21 protein-coding genes, 1 tRNA gene and 2 pseudogenes are annotated in these 21,476 nt (G+C 69.0%); 12 read left to right on the top strand and 12 right to left on the bottom strand.

All coding sequences use genetic code 11. From position 1 onward, the window contains the following. Positions 1-52 precede the first annotated feature (52 nt). Positions 53-1,318: a zinc-dependent metalloprotease gene (locus GFD30_RS22580; RefSeq protein ID WP_194202075.1), complete on the top strand. Its 1,266-nt coding sequence runs from the start codon at positions 53-55 to the stop codon at positions 1,316-1,318. A 346-nt stretch (positions 1,319-1,664) separates the two neighbouring features. On the opposite strand, the gene GFD30_RS22575 is transcribed toward GFD30_RS22580, so the two are convergent. Continuing rightward, positions 1,665-2,195, bottom strand: coding sequence for a M48 metallopeptidase family protein (locus GFD30_RS22575; RefSeq protein WP_153027421.1), 531 nt, complete (start codon positions 2,193-2,195; stop codon positions 1,665-1,667). A gap of 142 nt (positions 2,196-2,337) precedes the next feature. Continuing rightward, positions 2,338-2,502 (bottom strand): DUF5679 domain-containing protein, encoded by a 165-nt coding sequence (locus GFD30_RS22570; protein WP_322633518.1) that lies wholly within the window; start codon positions 2,500-2,502, stop codon positions 2,338-2,340. A 256-nt stretch (positions 2,503-2,758) separates the two neighbouring features. On the opposite strand from GFD30_RS22570, the gene GFD30_RS22565 reads away from it, so the two are divergent. Then, a complete protein-coding gene (locus GFD30_RS22565; protein WP_153027441.1) occupies positions 2,759-4,063 on the top strand; it encodes an ABC1 kinase family protein in 1,305 nt (434 codons plus the stop codon). A gap of 324 nt (positions 4,064-4,387) precedes the next feature. Here the strand turns inward: GFD30_RS22565 and GFD30_RS22560 are convergent, their stop codons facing one another. From GFD30_RS22560 to GFD30_RS22545, 4 genes are all read right to left on the bottom strand, one after another. Continuing rightward, positions 4,388-4,597 (bottom strand): hypothetical protein, encoded by a 210-nt coding sequence (locus GFD30_RS22560; protein WP_153027419.1) that lies wholly within the window; start codon positions 4,595-4,597, stop codon positions 4,388-4,390. Further along, positions 4,594-4,953, bottom strand: a complete 360-nt coding sequence (locus GFD30_RS22555) for a WhiB family transcriptional regulator (protein WP_153027440.1) — start codon at positions 4,951-4,953, stop codon at positions 4,594-4,596. Before GFD30_RS22555 ends, GFD30_RS22560 begins: the two co-directional genes overlap by 4 nt. Positions 4,954-5,052: 99 nt before the next feature. Next, complete coding sequence (locus GFD30_RS22550) at positions 5,053-5,463, bottom strand: hypothetical protein (RefSeq protein ID WP_153027418.1); 411 nt, start codon at positions 5,461-5,463, stop codon at positions 5,053-5,055. A gap of 176 nt (positions 5,464-5,639) precedes the next feature. Next, positions 5,640-7,784: an ATP-dependent DNA helicase UvrD2 gene (locus GFD30_RS22545; protein WP_153027417.1), complete on the bottom strand. Its 2,145-nt coding sequence runs from the start codon at positions 7,782-7,784 to the stop codon at positions 5,640-5,642. A 136-nt stretch (positions 7,785-7,920) separates the two neighbouring features. Here GFD30_RS22545 and GFD30_RS22540 point away from each other — a divergent pair, with 136 nt between their 5' ends. After that, a complete protein-coding gene (locus GFD30_RS22540; protein WP_153027416.1) occupies positions 7,921-8,154 on the top strand; it encodes a mycoredoxin in 234 nt (77 codons plus the stop codon). 285 nt (positions 8,155-8,439) lie between these two features. After that, positions 8,440-9,399: an EamA family transporter gene (locus tag GFD30_RS22535; protein WP_153027415.1), complete on the top strand. Its 960-nt coding sequence runs from the start codon at positions 8,440-8,442 to the stop codon at positions 9,397-9,399. A 35-nt stretch (positions 9,400-9,434) separates the two neighbouring features. Here the strand turns inward: GFD30_RS22535 and nudC are convergent, their stop codons facing one another. The 3 genes from nudC to GFD30_RS22520 are packed head-to-tail and all read right to left on the bottom strand — an operon-like array spanning position 9,435 to position 12,948. Continuing rightward, positions 9,435-10,343: an NAD(+) diphosphatase gene (gene nudC, locus GFD30_RS22530; RefSeq protein ID WP_153027414.1), complete on the bottom strand. Its 909-nt coding sequence runs from the start codon at positions 10,341-10,343 to the stop codon at positions 9,435-9,437. Continuing rightward, positions 10,340-11,650: a M16 family metallopeptidase gene (locus GFD30_RS22525; protein WP_322633516.1), complete on the bottom strand. Its 1,311-nt coding sequence runs from the start codon at positions 11,648-11,650 to the stop codon at positions 10,340-10,342. The genes nudC and GFD30_RS22525 overlap by 4 nt, the downstream gene beginning before the upstream one ends. Then, positions 11,647-12,948, bottom strand: a complete 1,302-nt coding sequence (locus GFD30_RS22520; RefSeq protein ID WP_153027413.1) for a M16 family metallopeptidase — start codon at positions 12,946-12,948, stop codon at positions 11,647-11,649. Before GFD30_RS22520 ends, GFD30_RS22525 begins: the two co-directional genes overlap by 4 nt. 237 nt (positions 12,949-13,185) lie before the next feature. Here GFD30_RS22520 and GFD30_RS22515 point away from each other — a divergent pair. From GFD30_RS22515 to GFD30_RS22495, 5 genes and pseudogenes are all read left to right on the top strand, one after another. Continuing rightward, positions 13,186-13,896: pseudogene (locus GFD30_RS22515) on the top strand (methionine ABC transporter ATP-binding protein); the annotation flags it as partial. A 53-nt stretch (positions 13,897-13,949) separates the two neighbouring features. Continuing rightward, positions 13,950-14,606: a methionine ABC transporter permease gene (locus GFD30_RS22510; protein WP_322633515.1), complete on the top strand. Its 657-nt coding sequence runs from the start codon at positions 13,950-13,952 to the stop codon at positions 14,604-14,606. A gap of 39 nt (positions 14,607-14,645) precedes the next feature. Continuing rightward, a complete protein-coding gene (locus tag GFD30_RS22505; protein WP_153027411.1) occupies positions 14,646-15,479 on the top strand; it encodes a MetQ/NlpA family ABC transporter substrate-binding protein in 834 nt (277 codons plus the stop codon). A gap of 91 nt (positions 15,480-15,570) precedes the next feature. Beyond that, positions 15,571-15,643: transfer RNA gene (locus GFD30_RS22500), tRNA-Trp, on the top strand. A 184-nt stretch (positions 15,644-15,827) separates the two neighbouring features. Next, a complete protein-coding gene (locus GFD30_RS22495; protein WP_153027410.1) occupies positions 15,828-16,157 on the top strand; it encodes a hypothetical protein in 330 nt (109 codons plus the stop codon). Positions 16,158-16,256: 99 nt separating this feature from the next. Here the strand turns inward: GFD30_RS22495 and GFD30_RS28320 are convergent. Continuing rightward, a pseudogene (locus tag GFD30_RS28320) lies at positions 16,257-17,216 on the bottom strand (recombinase family protein); the annotation flags it as partial. A 701-nt stretch (positions 17,217-17,917) separates the two neighbouring features. Between GFD30_RS28320 and GFD30_RS22480 the strand changes: the two are divergent. Continuing rightward, on the top strand, positions 17,918-18,847 hold the full coding sequence (locus tag GFD30_RS22480) for a replication-relaxation family protein (protein WP_153027409.1): 930 nt from the start codon (positions 17,918-17,920) through the stop codon (positions 18,845-18,847). 246 nt (positions 18,848-19,093) lie between these two features. Then, complete coding sequence (locus tag GFD30_RS22475) at positions 19,094-19,660, top strand: HD domain-containing protein (RefSeq protein WP_322633514.1); 567 nt, start codon at positions 19,094-19,096, stop codon at positions 19,658-19,660. Here GFD30_RS22475 and GFD30_RS22470 read toward each other — a convergent pair. Both GFD30_RS22470 and GFD30_RS22465 read right to left on the bottom strand, forming a co-directional pair. Further along, entirely contained in the window at positions 19,648-20,118 is a 471-nt protein-coding gene (locus GFD30_RS22470) for an NUDIX domain-containing protein (RefSeq protein WP_153027408.1), read from the bottom strand. The two genes, GFD30_RS22475 and GFD30_RS22470, sit on opposite strands and share 13 nt — an antisense overlap. Beyond that, positions 20,115-20,882, bottom strand: coding sequence for an XRE family transcriptional regulator (locus GFD30_RS22465; protein WP_153027407.1), 768 nt, complete (start codon positions 20,880-20,882; stop codon positions 20,115-20,117). The genes GFD30_RS22470 and GFD30_RS22465 overlap by 4 nt, the downstream gene beginning before the upstream one ends. A gap of 171 nt (positions 20,883-21,053) precedes the next feature. On the opposite strand from GFD30_RS22465, the gene GFD30_RS22460 reads away from it, so the two are divergent. Continuing rightward, positions 21,054-21,470 (top strand): hypothetical protein, encoded by a 417-nt coding sequence (locus GFD30_RS22460; RefSeq protein ID WP_153027406.1) that lies wholly within the window; start codon positions 21,054-21,056, stop codon positions 21,468-21,470. Positions 21,471-21,476: the final 6 nt, after the last annotated feature.

The following is a 21,476-nucleotide window of genomic DNA, read 5'->3' as shown; positions in this document are numbered from 1 at the left end:
TCAGATCGGCCAGCCGTGGCCCGCTCCCCCTACTCTGACGTACGGTTGGCGCATGGGCTCCGACATTCCATTCGGCTTCGGCAACCTGGGCGGCGACCTGCCCGACCCCAACGACCCGCGGGTGCAGCAGATGATGCAGCAGCTGCAGCAGATGATGGCGCAGTCGCTGTCGTCCGGCCCGGTCAACTGGCAGCTCGCCCGGCAGCTCGCCGAGTCCGAGCTGGAGGCCGAGAACACCGTCGGCCCGGCCGACCAGGCGCACGTCGCCGAGGCGGTGCGCCTCGCCGACCTGTGGCTCGACTCGGTCGTGAACTGGCCTTCGGGGGTCACGGCGACGGACGCGTGGACGCGCAAGCAGTGGATCGCGCGCACCGAGGACTCGTGGAAGCAGCTCGCCGAACCCCTCGCGGCGCAGATGGGCGAGGCGATGCAGACGCTCGTCCCCGAGGAGATGGCCGGGATGCTCGGCCCGATGGCCGACCTCATGAAGGGGGTCGGCTCGGCGCTGTTCGGCGCCCAGATGGGCCAGGCCCTCGCGAAGCTCGCCGGGGAGGTCCTCTCCTCCACCGAGGTGGGCCTGCCGCTGGGGCGCACCGGCGTCGCGGCGCTCCTGCCGGGGAACATCGCCGCCTGGGCCGAGGGGCTCGAGCTCCCGGTCGAGGAGGTGCGGCTGTTCGTCGCGCTGCGCGAGGCCGCGGCGCACCGGCTGTTCACGCACGCGCCGTGGCTGCGCTCGCACCTGCTCGGCGCGCTGGAGGCGTACGCGCGGGAGATCCGTATCGACGAGGCCGCCATCGAGGAGGCCATGTCGGAGATCGACCCGACCGATCCTGAGGCGGCGGCGACGCTCGACTTGAGCGAGGTGTTCAAGCCTGAGGACACCGAGCAGCAGAAGGCCGCGCTCGCGCGGCTCGCGACGACCTTGGCGCTCATCGCCGGGTGGATCAACACGGTGGTGGCGGACGCGGTCGGCGACCGGCTGCCGACGATGGGCCGGCTCCTGGAGTCCGCGCGGCGGCGCCGCGCCTCCGGCGGGCCGGTGGAGCAGACGTTCGAGGCGCTGGTCGGTCTGCAGCTCGATCAGGCGAAAGTGCGCGCGGCGGAGCGGCTGTGGCGCTCGCTCACCGAGGCGCGCGGGGTCGAGGGGCGCGAGGCGGTGTGGGCGCACCCGGACCTGATGCCGAGCGCGGCCGACCTGGAGCGCCCGGAGTCGTTCACGACGGTCTCCGAGGCACTGGAGGACCTGGACCTGTCGATGTTCGACCAGCTCGCGGTCAACGACCCGAAGGACGACGACGAGGACGGGCCCGAGAAGTAGGGCCCCGCTGTGGCTGGCGGGCTGAAGCCGGGATCCGGGCCGGATCCGGTCCTCGACGCAGGGTGAAGCTGGGATCCGGTCCTCCGCGGACGGGAGCTACCCGCGCGTGTCGTTCAGACCACCCCCGGTGACCCACTCTGCCTCGGTGGACCTGAAGCAGCGCTGAAGCCGGATGCCGCCCCGTGGGGCAGGACCGCTCGCCCGGCCGCCTCAGCGGTCGGACCGGTCGGCGGGCGCCCGCGTCGGTGCGTCCCGTGTCAATGCGTCCTCTACCAGTGCGTCCTGTACCAGTGCCGCTCGTGTCTGTGCCGCTGGTGTCAGCGCCACTCGGGTCAGGCCACTCGAGTCAGCGGGGGTCGCTGGCCTCGGCGTCGGCGATGCCCTCGAGGTAGCCGCGGGCGCGTTCGGCTTTGTTGTAGCGGCCGACCATGTCCCAGAACGGCCGTGAGTGGTCGTGGTGGACCAGGTGGGCGAGCTCGTGGAGCAGGACGTAGTCGATGACCCACGACGGCATCATGGTGAGCCGGCGCGAGAGCCGGATCGAGCCGTCGGAGGGGGTGCACGAGCCCCAGCGGCGGTGCTGGTTGTCGACCCAGCGCACGCTCTTGGGCGTGGCGCATTCGGGGTGGTCGGGGTAGTAGCGGCGGGCGAGCCTGACGGCCCGGTCCCGCAGGGCGGTGTCAGAGGCGCGGCCGTCGCGGGCCTCGCGCTTCTGCAGCCTTGCGAGCATGTGGTCGATCCACTCGCGCTCCTCTTTCTCGGAGAAGGCGTCCGGGATCATGACGACCACGCGGCCTCGTTCTTCGTAGGCCGCTACGGTGGCACGGCGCCGGGGAGAGCGCCGCACTTCAACGGGGGGATGCACTTTGCGCGCCATGAACGCACACTAATCCGCGGGGGTGACAATCGCCTAACGCACGTGTCTCGATTGCGGCATGCGGTGTGCTATGCCAGAAAAATCCCCTCGTCGATGTCCCGGATGATGGGATCAGACGAGGGGCGGACCTTCCGGTCAGCGATCATGCGGCCTTGCCGAGGATCCGGTTCATCTTGGTGCCGCACACCGGGCACGTCCCCTTGGCCATGCGGCGACCCGAGTCCGAGACCACCACATGGCCCTCGAAGTCGCGCTTCTCGCGGCACTTGACGCAGTAGCCGTTGTAAGTCTCCGTTGCCTGAGCCACTCGAACCCCCCGTGTAGCGGCGGTCACACTGTGCGACCGTTCGGCCTCAGAATGCCACAGATTTCACGCCTGTAAGCCCCGCCGCGCCGCTTCACCCTTGAGGGTGACGCACCGCGGCCGGTCCGGTCCCGGTGCGAATGCGGCGCGCTCAGACTCCGCGACCGGGCCGGTCCGTGAGAGCATTGGGAACGTGAGCGACAGGCATGGATCGGCCCAATCGGGTGACGACCTCCCCCGCCGGGCGTTCGTCCGGGGGATGAAGCTCGCCTCGCTGCCTCTGGGGCTGGCGGGGCGGGCGACCGTGGGCCTCGGCAAGCGCGTGACCGGCCTGGCCGACGAGATCCTCAGCGAGCAGGCGCAGCGGCGCACCGCCGAGCACGTCTTCAGCGTGCTCGGGCAGCTCAAGGGCGGTGCGATGAAGCTGGGCCAGGCCCTGTCGATCTTCGAGGCGGCACTGCCCGAGCATCTGGCCGCCCCGTATCGGCAGGCGCTGACGAAGCTGCAGAACGCCGCTCCCCCGCTGCCGGTGGCGAGCGTCCACGGCGTGCTGGAGCGGCAGATGGGCGCGGACTGGCGCGAGCGGTTCGCCGAGTTCGACGACGCTCCCGCCGCGGCCGCGAGCATCGGCCAGGTGCACCGCGCGGTGTGGAAGGACGGGCGCACCGTCGCCGTCAAGATCCAGTACCCGGGAGCCGGCGACGCGCTCCGCTCCGACCTGCGGCACCTGTCGCGCATCGCCCCGATGTTCAAAGTGCTGCAACCGAACTTCGATGTCAAGAAGATCACCGTTGAGCTGCGCGAGCGGCTGCTCGAGGAGCTCGACTACGAGCTGGAGGCGGCCACGCAGCAGCAGTTCGCGGACGCCTTCGTCGACGACCCGCTCATCGCGGTGCCCCAGGTCGTCCACGCCAGCCCCGAGGTGCTCGTCACCGAGTGGATCGCGGGGCGGCCCCTGGCCGACGTGATCGCGAACGGCACGCAGGAGGAGCGCGACGCGGCCGGGCTGCGGCTGGCGACCCTGCACTTCTCGGCGCCCAAGCGGGCCGGGCTGCTGCACGCCGACCCGCACCCGGGGAACTTCGCGATCGGCGACGACGGCCGGCTCATCGTCTACGACTTCGGCGCGGCCGCGCGGCTCCCCGGCGGGATGCCCGTGCAGGTCGGCCGGCTCACGCGCCTGACGCTCGACGGCCGGGCCGACGACGTCGTCGCGGGCCTGCGCAGTGAGGGCTTCGTGCCGCCGGCGCTGGACATCGACGCGAAGGCGATGCTCGACCTGCTCCTGCCGATGCTCGAGCCGATCGCGGGCGAGGATTTCCAGTTCTCGCGCGAATGGCTGCGCAAGGAGAGCACCCGCCTCACGGGCCAGGGCTCGGAGGCCGCGAAGCTGAACAAGCAGCTCAGCTTCCCGCCGGCGTACCTGCTCATCCACCGCGTCACGATGGGCTCCATCGGCGTACTGTGCCAGCTCGGCGCGACCGCGAACTGGCGCGCGATCCTCGAGGAATGGCTCCCCGGCTTCGCCGACCCCGAAGGCACCGACCCCGACCGGCAGGATTGACCCGCGCCCGCAACGAAACGGCCGCCCCCGCCCCGGAGGCTCGAGCCGCGCCCGCAGAAATCGTCGGAGCCTGGTGGCATCGTTGATCCGGGGGGTGGTTCGGATGTCCGATTCGCGGAGACGCTCCGCAACGCACCCGTTTCATCTTCAGTGCGAGCGAACCCTGTCAGACCTCCCTGGCACCGTTGATCCGGGGGGCGCTTCGGATGTCCGATTCGCGGAGACGCTCCGCAACGCACCCGTTTCACCTTCAGCCGCAAGGCAACAGAAAAGGCCCGCCCCGTTCAGGGGCGGGCCTTTTCAGCCAACGCGGTTACTGCGCGGTCAATGCCTGCGGCGGCGGTGCTTCCCGCCCTTGAGCGCGACTCGCTTGTAACCGGCTTCGGTCCAGAGGCTCCGCATGCGGAGTCGTCCGAACATCAGGCTCGTCGGCGCCAGGGGCCGGACCGCCTCGACCTCCTCCGTCAGGGAGGGTCCGAGGTCTTTCACGCCGACGTCACGCTTCAGGTGTCGGCTCAGATAGTCGACGGTCATGACACCGCCACCCCCGCGAGCGCGAGTTCCTTGGTGCGCGCGGCGAGCTCCGCCTGCGCGGCCTGCTCGATGAGCGCGGCGTCCTTCCGGGGGCGGCCGCGGGGCCGCTTGCGGGCCACGACGTTCCCCTTCTCGAAGATCTCGCCGCCCCAGACGCCCCAGGGCTCGTGGCGCTCGAGGGCGCCGGTCAGGCATTCGAGGCGCACCGGGCAGTCGGCGCACAGGGACTTGGCGAACTCCAGCTCGGTGGGCTGCTCCGAGAACCACAGGTCCGCGTCGTACTCGCGGCAGGGGAGGTCGCTGCCGGTCTGGCAGGCCTGCTCTCGCAGCTCAGGCCCGATGAGGGTGTCGGTCATGGACTCGGTCTCCTCTCTCATGTCGATGGTCGGGTCGACGGTCGGTCGCATCAGTGCGGTGTGAGGACTCAATTGCTTCGCAATCTGTCTCGTGTTCTTCTACTGACGGGCCGCGACCTGGCGTTTCACGCCAAACAAAAAGGCCGCGATCCCGGTTGCGGGATTCGCGGCCTCGAGAGGTCCGAGTCGGGCTTTCTCCTGTAAGCCCAACCGGTGCGGTTCTCGAGGCGGTCTCCCGCGGGTGACGCCGTGACGCTTCTTGGAGCCGGAAACCGGCTGCCAACCGAGGCCGGCGACTGCACGGCCACGCCCACGAAGGGTCACGACGCCCATATCGGTGGTGTTGTCAATCGTGTTGACGGTGCTCGGAGCCGTGGTCAGGACGGCAACGGGCAGAGTGGTGCCACGGAGCTGGGCGAAGACGGGCGCGATGTGGCGATAAACGCCGAAAGCCGGCTCACGCGTGGTCGCGCCGGGCTGTGCGTGCGAGGTTTCGCTGAGCAGCAACATCGTCTACCCCTCCTTTCCGGGTTCCATGGTCAACATTGGTCTTCATCTCCTACTTGCCGGGGTCTGAGGCGCACACCTCTCCCTGGCTCCCGAGCAACGCTACGCCCGACTCGCTTGGGAGCGCAACGTCTTTTTCGCAGGTTTCGAAAGAAAGTTTTTGCGGCCCCTTCGCGAAGTCATGATCCCTCCCCGCACATCTCGACCGCGTCGACCACTGCACCGCCGTTGACCAGGTGCAACACCGCTGGTCCGTACTTGTCGAGCTTCGACTTGCCGATGCCGTGGAGGGACGCGAGTTCCCTGTCGGATGCCGGACAGCGCTCCGCGATCGCGATCAAGGTCACATCCGTGAAGACGGTGAAGGCGGGCTTGCCGTCGCGCTTGGCGACGCTCACGCGCCACTCGCGGAGCCGCTCGAACAGCTCTTCGTCCATCGTGGCCGGACAGTCGGAGCAGTGGCCCAGCTTGCGGTCGCGCGCGTCGGTGAGCGGCTTGCCGCAGCCCGAGCAGTCGAGGACCTTCGCCGTCTTCTTGGACGAGCGCGGCTTGGCGGCGCTCGGTTCGGGCATCGTCGGGAAGCCGCCGAGTCCGAGCGGTGCGAGGAAGCGGGACAGTCGCCGCTCACGCCCGCCGGAGGTGCGGGCCAGGCCGTACGAGAGCTGGAGGCGCTCGCGGGCGCGGGTGATGCCGACGTAGAGGAGGCGCCGCTCCTCTTCGAGCGCGGTATCGGTGCGCGCGAACGTGGTCGGGAGGGTGCCGTCGGCCAAGCCGACGAGGAAGACCGCGTCCCATTCGAGGCCCTTGGCGGCGTGGAGACTCGCGAGGGTGACGCCTTCGACGGCCGGGGCGTGCTGCTCGGCGGCGCGGCGGCCGAGCTCGGCGCAGAACGCCTCGAGGTCGGGGTCGGGGCCGTCCTGGTCGGGGTCCGCGCGGTGGTGGTCCAGGAACTGCTCCGACAGGGCCACGAGCGCCGCGACGGCTTCCCATGCTTCGCGTTGGGCGCCACCGGAAGGCGGGGCGTCGGCGCGCCAGCCGACCGCGTCGAGCGCGGCGGGGACGGCCTCGGCGAGCGGCATCCTCCCGATGTCGGTCTTCGACGCCGATCGCATCGCGATCACCGCCTGGCGCACCTCGGGCCGGTCAAAAAAGCGGGCCGCGCCGGTGACGACCGTGGGGACCCCGTAGGAGGCCAGCGCCTCCTCGTACGCCTGGGACTGGGCGTTGGTGCGGTAGAGGACGGCGATCTCGGAGGGGCTGGTGCCGTCGGCGATGAGCTGTCGGCAGCGGCGGGCGGTCATGTCGGCCTCTTCGGCCTCGTCGGCGAACACCTCGGCGGTGACGTCCGGTCCGCTGGGGCGCTGGCCGACGAGTTCGAGGCGCATCTTCGCCTCGCGGCCTTTGGATTCGCCGATGATCTGGTTGGCGAGGCCGACGACCTGGGGGGTGGAGCGGTAGTCGCGCACGAGCCGCACCAGGGAGGCGCCGCGGTACTTGCGGGTGAAGTCGAGGAGGTACCTGGAGGTGGCGCCGGTGAAGGAGTAGATGGTCTGGCTGGCGTCGCCGACGACGGTGAGGTCGTCGCGGTCGCCGAGCCAGGCGTCGAGGAGGCGCTGCTGGAGCGGAGTGACGTCCTGGTACTCGTCGACGACGAAGAAGCGGTACTGGCTGCGGATGCGGTCGGCGGCGGACTCGTCCTCGGTGATCATGTCGGCGGTGTGGGCGAGGACGTCGGCGAAGTCCATGACGCCGGCGCGCCGCTTGGCGTCGATGTAGGCGGCGTAGACCTTGGCGACGTCCTCGGGGGCGGCCGGGGCGTCGCGGCCGAGCGCGGCGATGGCGCTGACGTAGTCGTCGGGGCCGATGAGGGAGGAGGCGGCCCATTCGATCTCGGTGGCGAGGTCGAAGTTCTTGGCGCGGGAGGTCTGGAGGCCGGCGCGGGCGGCGGCGATGGCGATGAACTTGAGGGTGGAGTCGACGAGTTCGGGGAGCTGGCCGCCGAAGCGGCGAGTGCCGAAGTAGCGGAGCTGGCGGAGCGCGGCGGAGTGGAAGGTGCGGGCGTTGACGCCGGCGACGCCGAGGCCGCGGAGGCGGTCGCGCATCTCGCCGGCGGCGCGGGCGGTGAAGGTGACGGCGGTGACGTGCTGGCCGCGGATGTCGCCGCGCAGGACGCGCCAGGCGATGCGGTGGGTGACGGCGCGGGTCTTGCCGGTGCCGGCGCCGGCGAGGATGCAGACCGGTCCGGGGTCGGCCGTCACCGCCTCGCGCTGCTCAGGGTCGAGTCCGGAGAGGAGTTGTTCGATGGCCCGGTCGCGCGCACTCATCCCGCCAGTGTTCCAGAGACCTCCGACGGGAACTCCGGCGCCGCTCACCCGCAAGGGGGGCAACGTGAGGAGGGCCACGGTCCGGAGGAATGCCCCGGGGCGGTATCGCGTTATGGTCGGTGGAGAAGGAGGATCGATGATCACCATGTACAGCACCAGCTGGTGCGGTTACTGCAGGCGGCTGAAGTCGGCGCTCGACCGGGAGGGCCTGGCCTACGAAGAGGTCAACATCGAGGAGGACCCGGCGGCCGCCGAGTTCGTCATGGGGGTCAACGGCGGCAACGCGACCGTCCCGACCGTGCGGTTCGCCGACGGCTCGGCGCTCACCAATCCCTCTCTGGCGCAGGTGAAAGCGAAGATCGCGGCTTGACCTGTGCCACATGCCGAGACTATGGTCACGTTTAGGACACGAAGCCGGTACGATGCCCTATAGTTGACTCGTCAAGCTTGCTTAGCGACTTCGAGGGGTGGTCGCTAAGCATTCAGGCCCGGGATGGATCCGTCCCGGGCCTTTTCTTTGCCCTCTGAACGGGTGTACCGTTCGGGCGGCCCCTCAACCGATCCCGCGCGTCGGCCGCGGCCCGGCACCCCTGGTACCGGGCCCGATCCCGGCCCCGCCGCGCCCTGTCCGTCGGTCGACCCGTGGAGCCCTGCCATGACCTCACCCCGCGCCGCCCTCGGCGTCTCCCTCGTCCTCGCCGCCGCGCTGTTCTTCGGCGTGTGCGGCCCGTTCGGCAAAGTGGTCATCCAGGCCGGGCTCACCCCGATTCAGGTGACGTGGCTGCGCGTCTGCGGGGTCGGGGTCCTCGCGATCGCGGTCGCGGCGGTGCCGCTGGTGCGGACGCTCCGCGCCGGGACGCGGCTGCCGTGGGGCGCCCTCGCGCTGTTCGGCCTCACCGCGATCGCCGCGGTGCAGGCGTTCTACTTCATCGCCGTCGAGCGGCTGCCGGTCGGCATCGCGCTGCTCCTGGAGTTCATGGGCCCCATCGTGGTCGCGGCCTGGGTGCGGTTCGTGCGGCGCACGGTCCTGCCGCGCTCGGCCGTGATCGGCGTGCTGCTGAGCATCATCGGCCTGTGCATCGTCGTCGAGGTCTGGTCGGGGCTGCGCCTCGACGCGGTCGGCCTCGTCGCCGGCTCGGCGGCCGCGGCCTGCCAGGCCACGTACTTCCTGTCGGGCGAGAAGCTCACCGCGAAGGTCGACGTGCGGATCCTCCTCGCGGTCGGCTTCGCGGTCGGCGCGGCGGCCCTGGCGCCGCTCGCGACCCCGTGGGCGCTGGACTGGGCGGCCCTGTCGTCGCAGGTGGTGCTCGGGGGCGTCGAGATGACCGCCGCGGTGAGCGCCGCGGCGCTGGTGGCGTGCACGGCGGTCGCGTACGGCCTGGGCCTGAGCGGGCTGCGGTTCGTGTCGGCGCCGGTGGCCGGCGGGATCGGGTACGCGGAGGTCGTGGTGGCCTCGCTCGCGGCCTGGGCGCTCCTCGGGGAGGCGCTGACGGTGCCGCAGATCATCGGCGGCCTCGTCGTCATCGCCGGGGTCTTCACCGCGCAGCGCGCGGTCTCGGCCAAGCGGGCCGACGCGGAGGAGGCGGCCGAAGCGGCCGCGATCACGAAGGTCTAGCGGCCGGTCCTGGTGGCCGGACCCGGTGGCCGGTCCTAATGCCCCTCGTCGAGCCAGTTCTCGATGAGGAAGCGCGCCACCGAGATCCCGACCGCGCTCGGCGTCGAGTCGGCCGTCTCGACCCACATCCGGCGGACCTCGTCGGCGGTGAACCAGCGCGCGTCCGCGATCTCCTCGGCCTGCAGCGCGAGCGGCTGCGAGGCGTCGGCGGTGGCCCGGTACGCGAGCATGAGCGAGCGCGGGTAGGGCCACGGCTGGCTGGAGACGTAGTCGAGGCGGTCGAGGCGGATGCCGACCTCCTCTGCGACCTCGCGGTGGACCGCGGCCTCCGCGGACTCCCCCGGTTCGACGAACCCGGCGATGCACGCGTACCGGCCGGTGCGGGTGGACTGCGCCGCCGCCCCGATCGTGTTCTGCACCACCGCGGGCTTCACGTGGCCGTAGCGCTGGTGCTGCGCGAGGAGCACGCGGTCGGCGCCGTCGTCGATGAGGACGATCACGGCCGGGTCGGTGCGCGGGAAGACGGGGCGGCCGTTGGCGCCCGCGAGTTCCCAGCCGCCCATCCGGGCGCGCAGCGGCTCGCCGGTGGTCGGGTGGAACCGGTAGGTCGCGTGCCAGTGGCCGATCCCGATGGCCTCCACGGCGATCGCGAGGTCGCGGCGTGCCCAGGTCGGTTTGATCCACCGCCCCGGGAGGCCGTCGGGGAGGTCGGCGAAGACGGCGAACACCGGCGGGTGCTCGCCGCCGAGGTAGACGCGTTCGCCTTCGGGGGCGGAGGCGGCGTCGTAGTAGCGCAGGCCGTCCTCGTCGGCGTCGATGCGCTCGCGCTCGGGGTCGCAGACGACGACCTGCGCCTGCTGCCACGCCTCGGCGAGCCATTCGTCGTCGCCGCGGTGCGCGGCGTACCGGTCGACCTCGTCGATCGCCAGGGGCGGGTGCATCATGGCGCCGCGATCTCCCCCAGCTCGGCGAGCGGTCCGCGGATCTCGCCGCCGTCGCCGAGGACGACGGTGACCGCGCGGTCGGGGTCGAGTCGCTCGGCTGCGACGCGCTGCACGTCGGCGGGCGTGACCTCGCGGAGGCGTTCGGAGTGCTCGGCGAGCCACGAGAGCGGCAGGTCGGCGGCCGCGAGGACGGAGATGTAGTTCGCGACGCCCGCCTGGGTGGCGGTGGCGAGCTTGATGGAGCCGAGCGCGTACCGGCGGGCGAGGCCGAGCTCCTCCTCGGAGGGCGGGTTCTCGGCCATGCCGCGCAGTTCGGCGCGGACTTCGGCGAGCGCGGGCGCGGTGACCTCGGTGGCGACGTCGACGGCGGCGAGCTGGACCGAGCCGGCCGGCGAATGGTCGACGCGCGAGCGCGGCGAGTACCCGTAGCCCTTCGTCTCGCGCAGGTTCATGACCAGGCGCGAGGTGAAGTAGCCGCCGAAGACGAGGTTGGTGAGGTGCTGGGCGGCGTTGTCCGGGTGGGTGCGGGCGACCGCCGGGTAGGCGACGCGGATCGCGGACTGGACCGAGCCGGGCCGGTCGACCAGGATCATCGGGCCGGACTCGAAACCCGGAAGCGGCTCCATGGCGCGCGGCTCGCCGGCGCCGTTCCAGTCGCCGAGGGCCTTCTCGACGGCGGCGGCGGTCGCGTCGGTGTCGATGTCGCCGACGATGACGAGGCGGGCGCCGGCGGGGTGGACGCGCGAGGCGTGCAGTGCGAGCACGGCCTGGCGTTCGACGGCCGCGACCTCGGCGGCGGTCGGCTGCTGGTGCCCGTACGGGTGGTCGCCCCACAGGCGCGCGTCGAGGACGCGGCTGACCTGGAAGTCGGGCTGCTGCTCGGCGACGGAGAGGCCGTCGATGGTCCGGGAGCGCTCGACCTCGAACGGCGCCTCGGGGTACTCGGCGGCCTTGAGGATGTCGCCGAGGGTCTCGAGGAGTTCGGGCAGCCCGGTCGCGAGGCTGTTGCCGGACACGGCGATCCGGTCCGGGTCGGCGCCGGCGCCGAGCGCGCCGCCGACGCCCTGGAGGCGGCGGGCGATCTCGGTCATGGACGCGGTCTCGGTCCCGGAGAACAGGGTCGAGGCGAGCAGGTCGGCGGCCGCGAGGTCGGTGTGCGCGGCCGGGATCGACAGGCGCACTTCGGCGAGCGGGACGCCGGGGCGGCGCGTGAGCAGCACCCGGAGGCCGTTCGGGAGGGTCCGCTCGACGGGGACCGGCAGGGACAGGGGGACCTCCGGTGCGAGACCGGGCACGGGGATGGTCACTGAGCTCCTCCGGGGACGACTTCGAGGACGGCGCGGCGCCGCGGCGTGAGCGCGGCGGCCGCCTGTGCGACGGACTCTGCGGTGACCTCGCCGAGCAGCCCCGCGAACCGGGGCGACATGGCGGCGTCGCCGTGGAAGATCTCGGCGGTCGCCAGGCGCCGCGAGCGGCCCATGACGGAGTCGTCGCCGCGCAGGAGCTGGGCGGCGACGCGGGCCTTGACGCGGTCGAGCTCCTCCTCGTCGACACCTTCGGCGACGCGGGCGAGCTCCTCGTCAACCGTGCCCAGCACGGTGTCGACGGCGGTGCCCGGCGGCAGGAACGCCTGCACGAGCATGACCGTGGGCCCGCGGGACGCGAACGGCTCGGCCATGAAGGTGCAGTGCGCGGCGACGGCGGTCGCGGTGCGGTCGGCGTGGATGAGCCGTTCGACCAGGCGGGACGCGTCGCCGTCGGTGAGCAGCTCGCCGAGGACGACGTACGGCAGGAACGCGTCGAGGTCGGTGACCGGGTCGGGCACGCGCCAGGCGGCCGCGACGGCCGGGAGGGTCGCGCGCTCGTCTACGTACGAGACGCGGCGTTCAGCGCTCAGGTCGGGTTCGTCGAACGACGGGTGGACGGGCGCGGGGCGCGCCTCGACGTTCCCGAAGTGGCGTTCGACGAGTTCGCGGGCCTGTTCGACGTCGAAGTCGCCGGCGACCGAGAGGACCGCGTTCGAGGCCGGGTAGTAGGCGTCGAAGAACGAGCGGGCGTCGTCGACGGTGGCGGCGTCGAGGTCGACGAAGGAGCCGTAGCCGTCGTGCGCGTTCGCGAACGTGTCGAACATGACCGGCGGGAGCTTGATCCACGGGAAGCCGCCGTAGGGGCGGTTGAGGACGTTGACCCGGATCTCCTCTTTGACGACGCTCACCTGGTTCGCGAGGTTCTCCTCGGTGATCGCCGGGCCGCGCATGCGGTCGGCCTCCAGGAACAGGGCCAGTTCGAGGCCGTTCGACGGGAGGAGGTTGAAGTAGTCGGTGTAGTCGATGTGGGTCGAGCCGTTGAAGGTGCCGCCCGCGGACTGGACGTGCCGCATGTGCTCGGCCTTGCCGACGTTGTGCGACCCCTGGAACATCATGTGCTCGAAGAGGTGGGCGAAACCGGTGCGCCCTTCGGGTTCGGAGCGCATCCCCACGTCGTACACCACGGCGACGCCGACCACGGGCGCCCCCGGGTCCGGCGCGAGGACCACCCGCAGGCCGTTCGCGAGTTTGAACCGCTCGATCGCGAACGCCGGGGCGGGAATCGTCGCAACAGTCATGGCCGAACCCTATCTCAGCTCGGTGTCGTTCCGATGACGCGGCGTTCGTCACAGCCGCTTGGATTCGGCACGAATTCCTGCTTGACTTCTAGGCTATGAACACGCAGCACACCGGACGCTTCAGCGACGCCCAGCGCGCCGCGGCGCCGTGCTGTCGAATGTGCGCCTGCTGAGGGTCCCCGTAGCGCCGCGCCCCGAAGCGGCGACATCCCACAGCGAAAGCGAACCTCCTTCACCATGGACTCCAGTCCCAGCATCCGCCTGTCCGGCGTGTCCAAACGCTTCGGCGACGTCACCGCGCTCGACGGCGTCGACCTCGAACTCGCGCCCGGCGAGATCTTCGGCATCCTCGGCCGCTCCGGCGCCGGCAAGTCGACGCTGCTACGCACCGCCAACCTCCTCACCCGCCCCGACGCGGGCACCGTCGAGGTCGCCGGACGCGAGCTGACCGCGCTCCGGGGCCGCGAACTGCGCGCCGCCCGGTCACAGACGGCGATGATCTTCCAGCACTTCAACCTGCTGTCCAACCGCAACGCGGTAGCCAATGTGGCGCTCCCGCTGCGGTTCAGGGGGGTCAAGCGCGCCGAGCGCCGCGCACGCGCCCTCGAACTGCTCGACCTGGTCGGCCTCTCCGACAAGGCGAAGGCGTACCCCGGGCAGCTCTCGGGCGGGCAGCGCCAGCGCCTGGCGATCGCCCGGGCGCTCGCGTCCGAGCCGGCCGTCCTCCTCTCCGACGAGGCCACGAGCGCGCTCGACACCGACACCACCGACGAGATCCTCGACCTGCTCGCGCGCCTCAACCGCGAGCTCGGGCTGACCATCCTGCTCATCACGCACGAGCTCGAGGTCATCACCCGGATCTGCCACCGCGCCGCGGTGATGGAGGCCGGCCGCTTCGTGGAGACCGGGCCGGTGCCCGAGCTCCTGGCCGACCCCGACTCGCGCCTCGGCGGCCAGGCCCGCCGCCTGGCCGCGCGCCTGCTCGGCGAGAAGGTGGCGCTGTGAACCGCGACCGGCTCGTCGAGCTGCTGACCGAGGCGTTCTGGGAGACGCTCCACATCGTCTCAGTGGCGGGACTGTGGACCCTCGTGGGCGGGCTCGTGCTCGGCACCGTTCTCTACGTCACGTCGAAGACGGGTCCGAAGCCGATCGCGGTGCTCAACGCGCCGCTCGGCCTCCTCGTGAACATCGGCCGCAGCGCGCCGTTCGTGCTGCTCATGGTCGCCGTCGTCCCGCTGACGCGGCTGATCACCGGGACGAGCATCGGCACCGAGGCGGCGATCGTGCCGCTCACGGTGGCGTCGATCCCGTTCTTCGCCCGCCTCGTCGAAGGCGCCCTGCTGGAGGTCCAGCCGGGGCTCATCGAGGCCGCCCGCTCCATGGGCGCCTCGACCCCGGCGCTGGTCTGGCGCGTCGTCCTGCCCGAGGCCACGCCCGGCCTCATCCGCGGCTTCACGGTGACGCTCGTCGCGGTCGTCTCGTACTCGGCGATGGCCGGGATCGTGGGCGGCGGCGGCCTGGGCGACCTCGCGTACCGCTACGGCTACCAGCGCTTCGAGACCGAGTACATGATCTGGCCGCTGGTCATCCTCGTCGTGCTCGTGCAGCTCTTCCAGATCCTCGGCGACCGGTGCGCCCGCACCCTCGACCGCCGATAACGCACTGCAATCTCACTACCTTTCCTTGAGGAGAAGACCATGTTCAATCGCCGTGCCCTCCTGGGCGGCTCCGTCGCCGCCGCCGCTGCCCTGGCCCTGACCGCCTGCGGTGCCGACGGCGGCTCCGAGGCCACTGAGACGAACGGCACCATCGTGGTGGCCGCGACTCCCGTCCCCCACGCCGACATCCTCAACTTCATCGCCGACAACCTGGCCGAGGACGCCGGGCTGACGATCGAGGTGGAGGAGTTCACCGACTACGTGCAGCCGAACGTGGCCACCGCCGACGGCTCCGTGGACGCGAACTTCTTCCAGACCGAGCCCTACCTCGAGGAGTACAACACCGCCAACGGCACCGACCTGGTGACCGTCGCCGCGGTGCACATCGAGCCGCTGGGCCTGTACTCCGCGTCGGCCGCCTCGATCGAGGAGATCCCCGACGGCGGCCAGATCGCCATCCCCGGCGACGGCTCCAACGGCGGCCGCGCCCTCGCCCTCCTCGCCGACGCGGGCCTGATCACCCTCGCCGAGGGCGTGGACGCGACCCTCGCCACCGAGGACGACATCGCCGAGAACCCGAAGAACCTCGAGTTCGTCCCGCTCGAGGCGGCCCAGCTCGCCGCGTCCCTGCCCGACGTCGACGCCGCCGTCATCAACGGCAACTACGCCCTCGAGGCCGACCTCAGCCCGGCCGAGGACGCCCTCCACAGCGAGTCGCCCGAGGGCAACCCGTACGCCAACTACCTGGTCACCACCGCCGCCAACGCCGAGAACGAGGACGTCCAGAAGCTCGCCGAACTCCTCCAGTCCGACGAGGTGAAGCAGTTCATCCTCGACACCTGGGCCGACGGCTCCGTCATCCCGGCCTCCTGACCAGGCACGACACCGGCCCCAACCCGGTTGCACCGGCCTTTCCGCGCCACGTAAGATGGTTGCGGCCAGGCCGGGCAACCGGACGGGCTGAAGGGGTGTGGCGCAATTGGTAGCGCATCGGTCTCCAAAACCGAGGGTTGCAGGTTCGAGTCCTGTCGCCCCTGCAAGACCAGCATTATCCGAACACCGGGCCGTGATCAACGGCCCGGTGTTCGTCATTTCGGGCCCCAAATGACTGCGTTGTTCGGGCAGTAGCGGCGTGAACGGCGACCGGATCTCGTCGGCACTGACCTTCGACTCGCCAGTCGCTTCATCGACGTATACGAGCAGCCGCTTGAAGAAGGACCTGTGGAAGGTCTTGTGGAAATCCTCCGGCACAGACTTCAGCAGCCGCCGAGGATCGTCCAACAGTTGCAGCAGCATAGAGATTGCCTCACCGGCTCGCTCCACCTTGGCGTCGCCTACCTCGGTCAAGCGCTCGTCGATCGCTGCCAACTCATCGCGCAGGCGCCGCATTTTGACTTCGAGCCGGTCCTGCGGCCATTCAGGGTTGCCGACCAGATCGAGCAAGTGGTCCTGCTGGCTGACCAGCCGGTCGTGCTCGGCTTCCAGGTTCCGCCTCAGCGAAGCCGACAGCGAGCCCTTCTCGCGCAGCGCCTTGTCGACGGCAGCCTGTAGTTCAGCCGCAGTCGATGGCGGGACGTTCAAGGTCGCATAGTGGGCGGCGACCACCGCCTCGATCTTCGCGACAGGCATCCTGGGAGTCTGGCAATGCTTGCCCGCCTTGCCACTGCACAGGAAGTACGAGTACACGATGCCGCGTCGGTTCTTCACCGTGTCGAGGTAGAAGCGCGTGCGGCAGTTCGCACACCACAGGAGCCCCTTCAGCGGGTGGTCGTGGACGCGCTCGCGAGTGCCAGCGCCACGCTGGTTGACGAGCACGTCCTGGACCCGGTCGAACAACTCCTGGCTGACCAATGGCTCGTGCCGGCCGTCGTACTCTTTGCCCTTGAAGACGACTCGGCCGAGATACCGCCGGTCGCGGAGCAGTCTGCCGATGGTTTCGATGGTCACCGGCCGACCGTTGGGCACGTCTTTCCTCGGGCGAGTCCGCAGCCCCGCCTCGGTCACGGCGCGCTGAAGGTCCTTGAAGCCGTAGCGCCCTGTTGCGTAGAGCTTGAACATTGTGACGACGAAGGGCGCTCGTTCGGCATCGACGGCGACTGTCCGCACTTCGCGGCCGTCGATCCTCTCCCCCACGTTGAGATACCCGAGCGGGGCAATGCCGGGGATGCCTCCACGAGATGCCTTCGCGGCCATCTTGTAGGCGACATCCGCTCCAGATGCGCGGGACTGGTACTCGTTGACGCCGTAGAGGATCGCGGCCACCAGGTCGCCGATGTAGCTGTCTTCGATGTAATCCATGATCGAGACCAACTGCACGCCGAGCTTCCGAAGCTCTCGGCGGGTGATCGCCGCGTCGGTGGTGTCGCGATGCATGCGCGAGCGGGCGTAGACGACGATCGCGTCCACGTCCTCGCTGTTCCGGACTCGCGCCATCATCTCCTGGAACTTCGGTCGCCCATCAATCGTCATCGCGGATCGACCTGGCTCGACGTACTCCTCGACCACTTCCATCCCGAGCTCTTCGGCTTTCCGCAGGCACGCCTTGCGCTGCGCTGGGATGGAGTTCCCCTCGGGGTCATAGTCGGTGTCGACTTGGCTGCGGGAGGACACTCGCAGGTACAGCACCGCTCGCTTCTTCTTGCTGGATTCGCTCCTGAACTGTCGGCCTTCCGATCGTCGTCATCGGTACGGCCCGCCACAGGTTCGGACTCGTCATCACGCTCGGCCATCGCAAGGGCAGCGTCAACCAGCGTCGCGGCGAGCGATCGAACGTCGAATTCCTCGCGCAGTTCTCCGACCACGCGGATTCTGATGTCTCCGGCACCCATGGCAGTCACCGCCCGGCACCGGGGTAGCGGCGGGTTGATGCCACCGTAGGCCGACTCCACGGGGCCATCAAGCACCCCGGAGTAGGTCGCTCCGAACGGAGGAACCGACTCCGGGTCAGGTGCGGGATGCGCCGCGAAAAGGGCAGGCAAAAGAAGAGTGATGAGGTGCGGTGTTCCACACAGGTGTCCCACCGGCATTGCGAACCCAGCTCTGGTGACCATCCATCTTACAGCATGAATCACTCTGAGTTGATTTCTGCTCACGTTCACGGAAGCTCTGCCAGTAGCCGCCCCCAGCATTCCAAGGCAGTAACCGCCTCTCGAACGTTCTTCCGAAGGCAACGACGCCGGTAAACGCCAGGTGCGCAGGCTCTCGTTTCAAGACCGGTTACTCGATGTTCTTTCTCTATGAGTGCTCCTGCTGCGCTGAACAGGTCGACTCGATAAAGGTCGCTCAGCGCGAGAGCAGATGGGAGGTGCAGCTTGGCAGCCAGGCGCACCCCAGGCAAGAACACCGGTGACTTCGATGAGATCGCCGGTCGGCTGATGGAGCGTGACTTCGCAATCATCGAGACCCTCGCACGCCACAAGATCATGACCGCCGGGATGCTGGAGGCGCTGTTCTTTCCCTCAGCGCATTCAGCGGCGGCTCGACTCCTGACCCTTTACGAGATGGGCGTCCTGTCGCGATGGCGCAACCCCTCCAGCCGCGCCTACCGCTACGTCCTGGGCTGGCGCGGCCAGTACCTCCACGCTTTGCGCACAGATGAGAAGCCTCCAACCAAGGCGAACGCAGCGTTCAAAGCCCAGCAGCACTTCCTCTCCGCGCATCGACCCCACACCGAGGGCATCAACGCGTTCTACTGCCGCCTCATGCGCGCTGCCCGCTTCCGGGACGATGTCGAAGTCGACTGGCAGTTCGAGCCATACAGCGCCTACAGCGGTATGCGCTCCGACGCGAGCGTCACCCTCACCTGGAACGACGGACGCCAGCTCTGGTTCTGGTTCTGGTTCGAGCACGACAGGGGCACGGAAACACTGCAGCGCCTGGCCGACAAGGTCTCGAGCTACAAGAACCACGTCTCGAACCATCAGTATGAAAAGGCGGTGCTGCTGATCGAGGTTCCTACCGCCGGCCGACTGGCGAACCTCCTGCCGCTGGCCACCGAGCTGTGGGACGAGAGCCGTCTGCGCAATACCCGCCTCAGCAAGCTCACCGTCGCCGCCAGCTCTGCAACCCAAGCCGAGCGGACGTTCACCAGGCCCGAGACGTTCCCCGATCCCTTCGATGATCCGCGTTGGAACGTGCTCGGCCGCGACTTGCCGGTCACTCTCGGGGAGCTGCCCGAGATCGCCGAGGAGATCGCGAATCGGCCGATCGTTTGGGATTGGGACCCGGAGGTCGGCCCCTGAAGGTCGACCCCGAGGCAGGACCGCAGACTGCCCCAGCCGTTGACGAACTCCGTCTATCCAACGTATGTGCAGGTCAATGGCATGGTGTGCGGTTACTGGGCAGCCCGACATATACACATATCCCCAGGGCGGCAAGAAAGGGGCGGGCCGTCCAGCCCGCTGGCTGGTGCCACCTCGTTCCCCCTGGGCTGCTTCACATCCTCTCCATAACTACCTACTCACGGGGCTCATGGTTAGGATCGGCGGGTGCAGACGGGTGTGGTCAACGTAGCGCGAGCGCTCGCCGAGCGGGAGCTGAGTGAATCGCTGCCGCGCCGGTGGAGGCACGTCACCGCGGTAGCCGCGAAGGCCGAACGCCTCGCCCCTCTGCTGCCCGCTGAGTGCGACCGACACGCTCTCGTAGCCGCCGCAGTACTGCATGACGTCGGGTACGCGCCCTCCGTAGCGGAAACCGGCTTTCACCCGCTCGACGGGGCCCGGTGGCTGCGGTCGATCGAATTCGACGGCCGAGTAGCAGCGCTCGTCGCTCACCACACGAACGCCGTCGTGGAAGCTGAGCTGCGTGGTCTCGATGCCGTCCTCCTCGCTGAATTCGATCAGGAGGATTCCCCAGTTACCGACCTACTCTGGTTCTGCGACCTGACTACCGGCCCAGACGGACAGGAATTTTCGGGTCACGAGCGCATTGAAGAGATTCGCCAGCGCTACGAGCCCGGCTCGGTGGTCCGTCAGTTCATCGACCGAAGTGTCGGAACATTCCATGAAGTCGCGAAGCGCGTTGGGGCCCAGTTCCCGCCGGTTCAGCCGATGTAAGGCTCTGACAACTTCTTCAGACCATGCTCGATGCGCATCCGCATGGAGGGATTGATCGAAAGCTGGTCAAGCTCGCTAGGCGCGATCCAGGAGACACGAACCGATTCAGCGCTCGTAGCAAGCTTTCCCCCGGTCGGCCTGGCCCTGAAAGCGATCGAGAACTGCTGGCGGACTTCGCCATCTCCGTATTCGATGAGGTGGCCGGGATCGGTGTAGAGCCCGATGACGCCGATGATCTCAATGTCGAGCCCGGTCTCCTCCTTCGTCTCGCGGATCGCTGTGTCCGCGATGCGCTCGCCGAGATCGTGTCCGCCTCCCGGCAGCGCCCAGTCACCATTGTCCGAGCGTTGGATGAGCAGCACCCGGCCTTCGTCATCGGTCACGAAGGCGACCGTCGACGGCACGACACTGTTGGGCTCCGGAGCGTTCGGGTTGTTGATGTGGTCAATGCGGCTCATGGCCTCACTTTTCCATGACCGCCGGTCCAGGCATCACGAGATGCGGACCAGACCCGATCGAAACTGTCAGCGTACGAGTTGAACAGCGTCCCACCAGCGAGTCGGCGCAGATGCAAGACCGGGGCATGGGCGGCTGGGAATCCGTAGAGATGGGTGTTGACCAGCATCTCGTCGTCATATCGGTAGACGCTGTTGTACAGCGTGGCGGTGTGGAACCCCACGAAAACGCCCTCGGTGTCCCGCAGCTTCTCGTAGAACGACAAGACGTTGCGAATCTTGGCGGAGAGCGCGTCACCGATGCCTTCCTCGCGTCCTCGGGTCGCGACGGCCTCACAGTCGGGATCACCCAGCAGCACCGTGATCTTGGTTCCCGCCTTCGCTTTCGCTTTCAACGCGTCGATCAGGTCGGGATCATGTTCAGGCAGGAAGAGCCCCGCGTAGACGAGGATGCCGATCCGTTCGGTGGCGTTATCGAACAGTCTCCGCCAGAGGTCACTCGGAACTTGGAACCGACGCGGGTAGGTGCAGATCACCTCCGACTGCGAGACACGCGCCTGCCGTTCGGCGGTGTCGATACTTGGCCAGAGGTACTCCTCGGTCTCGTCGAGCATCGCAGCGAGGACAGAGCGGTGCCTCGGGTAGGGGGTCCGCCCTGTGCTGATCCAGCGCCGCACCGTTTTGGCATCGACTTCAAGGTCGTCCGCTAGAGCCTCAGGCGTAACCCCCGCCGCCTGCATGGCGTCTTTCAATCTCTCGTTTGGCATGAGGACTCCCGCCCAGGGACGAGTTCGGTTGTGGAGGACGTCTTTTCGCGTCCCATTGTGTAGTTCTAACGTCCCTGTCTGTCAAGCACCATCCTTTGTATGCCGTTTTTCACCAGGTCAAGGCAGGGCGGCGTAGACGAAACCATCCGATCGGATGAAGGGAGACCGATGATGGCGCAACCCGCAACACAACCCGGGACGGTCAAGTCAGAAGTACTCGGAGAGTGGTTGACAGACAATGGAAACCAGCTGACGCTGCTGGCCCGACCGGGAACCGGCTACGCCTCGGTATGGCTGTCGAACCATGGCCAGCCGGTGAAGATCGGCTGCGCGCTCTACGCGGGAGGGGTGGTCCGCGAGGTCCGCTGGGAGGGCCTCTGGACTGAGCAGACCGATGCGTGGAAGTCCCAACAGCGCAGCCACATCACGGCGCTCATCGCTGCCCGCCACGCCGGCCAGCCTCTAGCTGTTCTGTCTTGGGAGGTTGTGAACACCTCACTGGCTGAGCCGGGCGGAAATGGAGCGAGGGCCTTCTGGTTCGGTGTGTGTCGCTACAACGTCACGCCGATCCGGGAAGGCCCTCTATGACTCACT

Source organism: Glycomyces albidus, assembly GCF_009451885.1.
Lineage (GTDB): Bacteria > Actinomycetota > Actinomycetes > Mycobacteriales > Micromonosporaceae > Glycomyces > Glycomyces albidus.
This window is presented reverse-complemented; position numbering and strand designations above follow the sequence as displayed.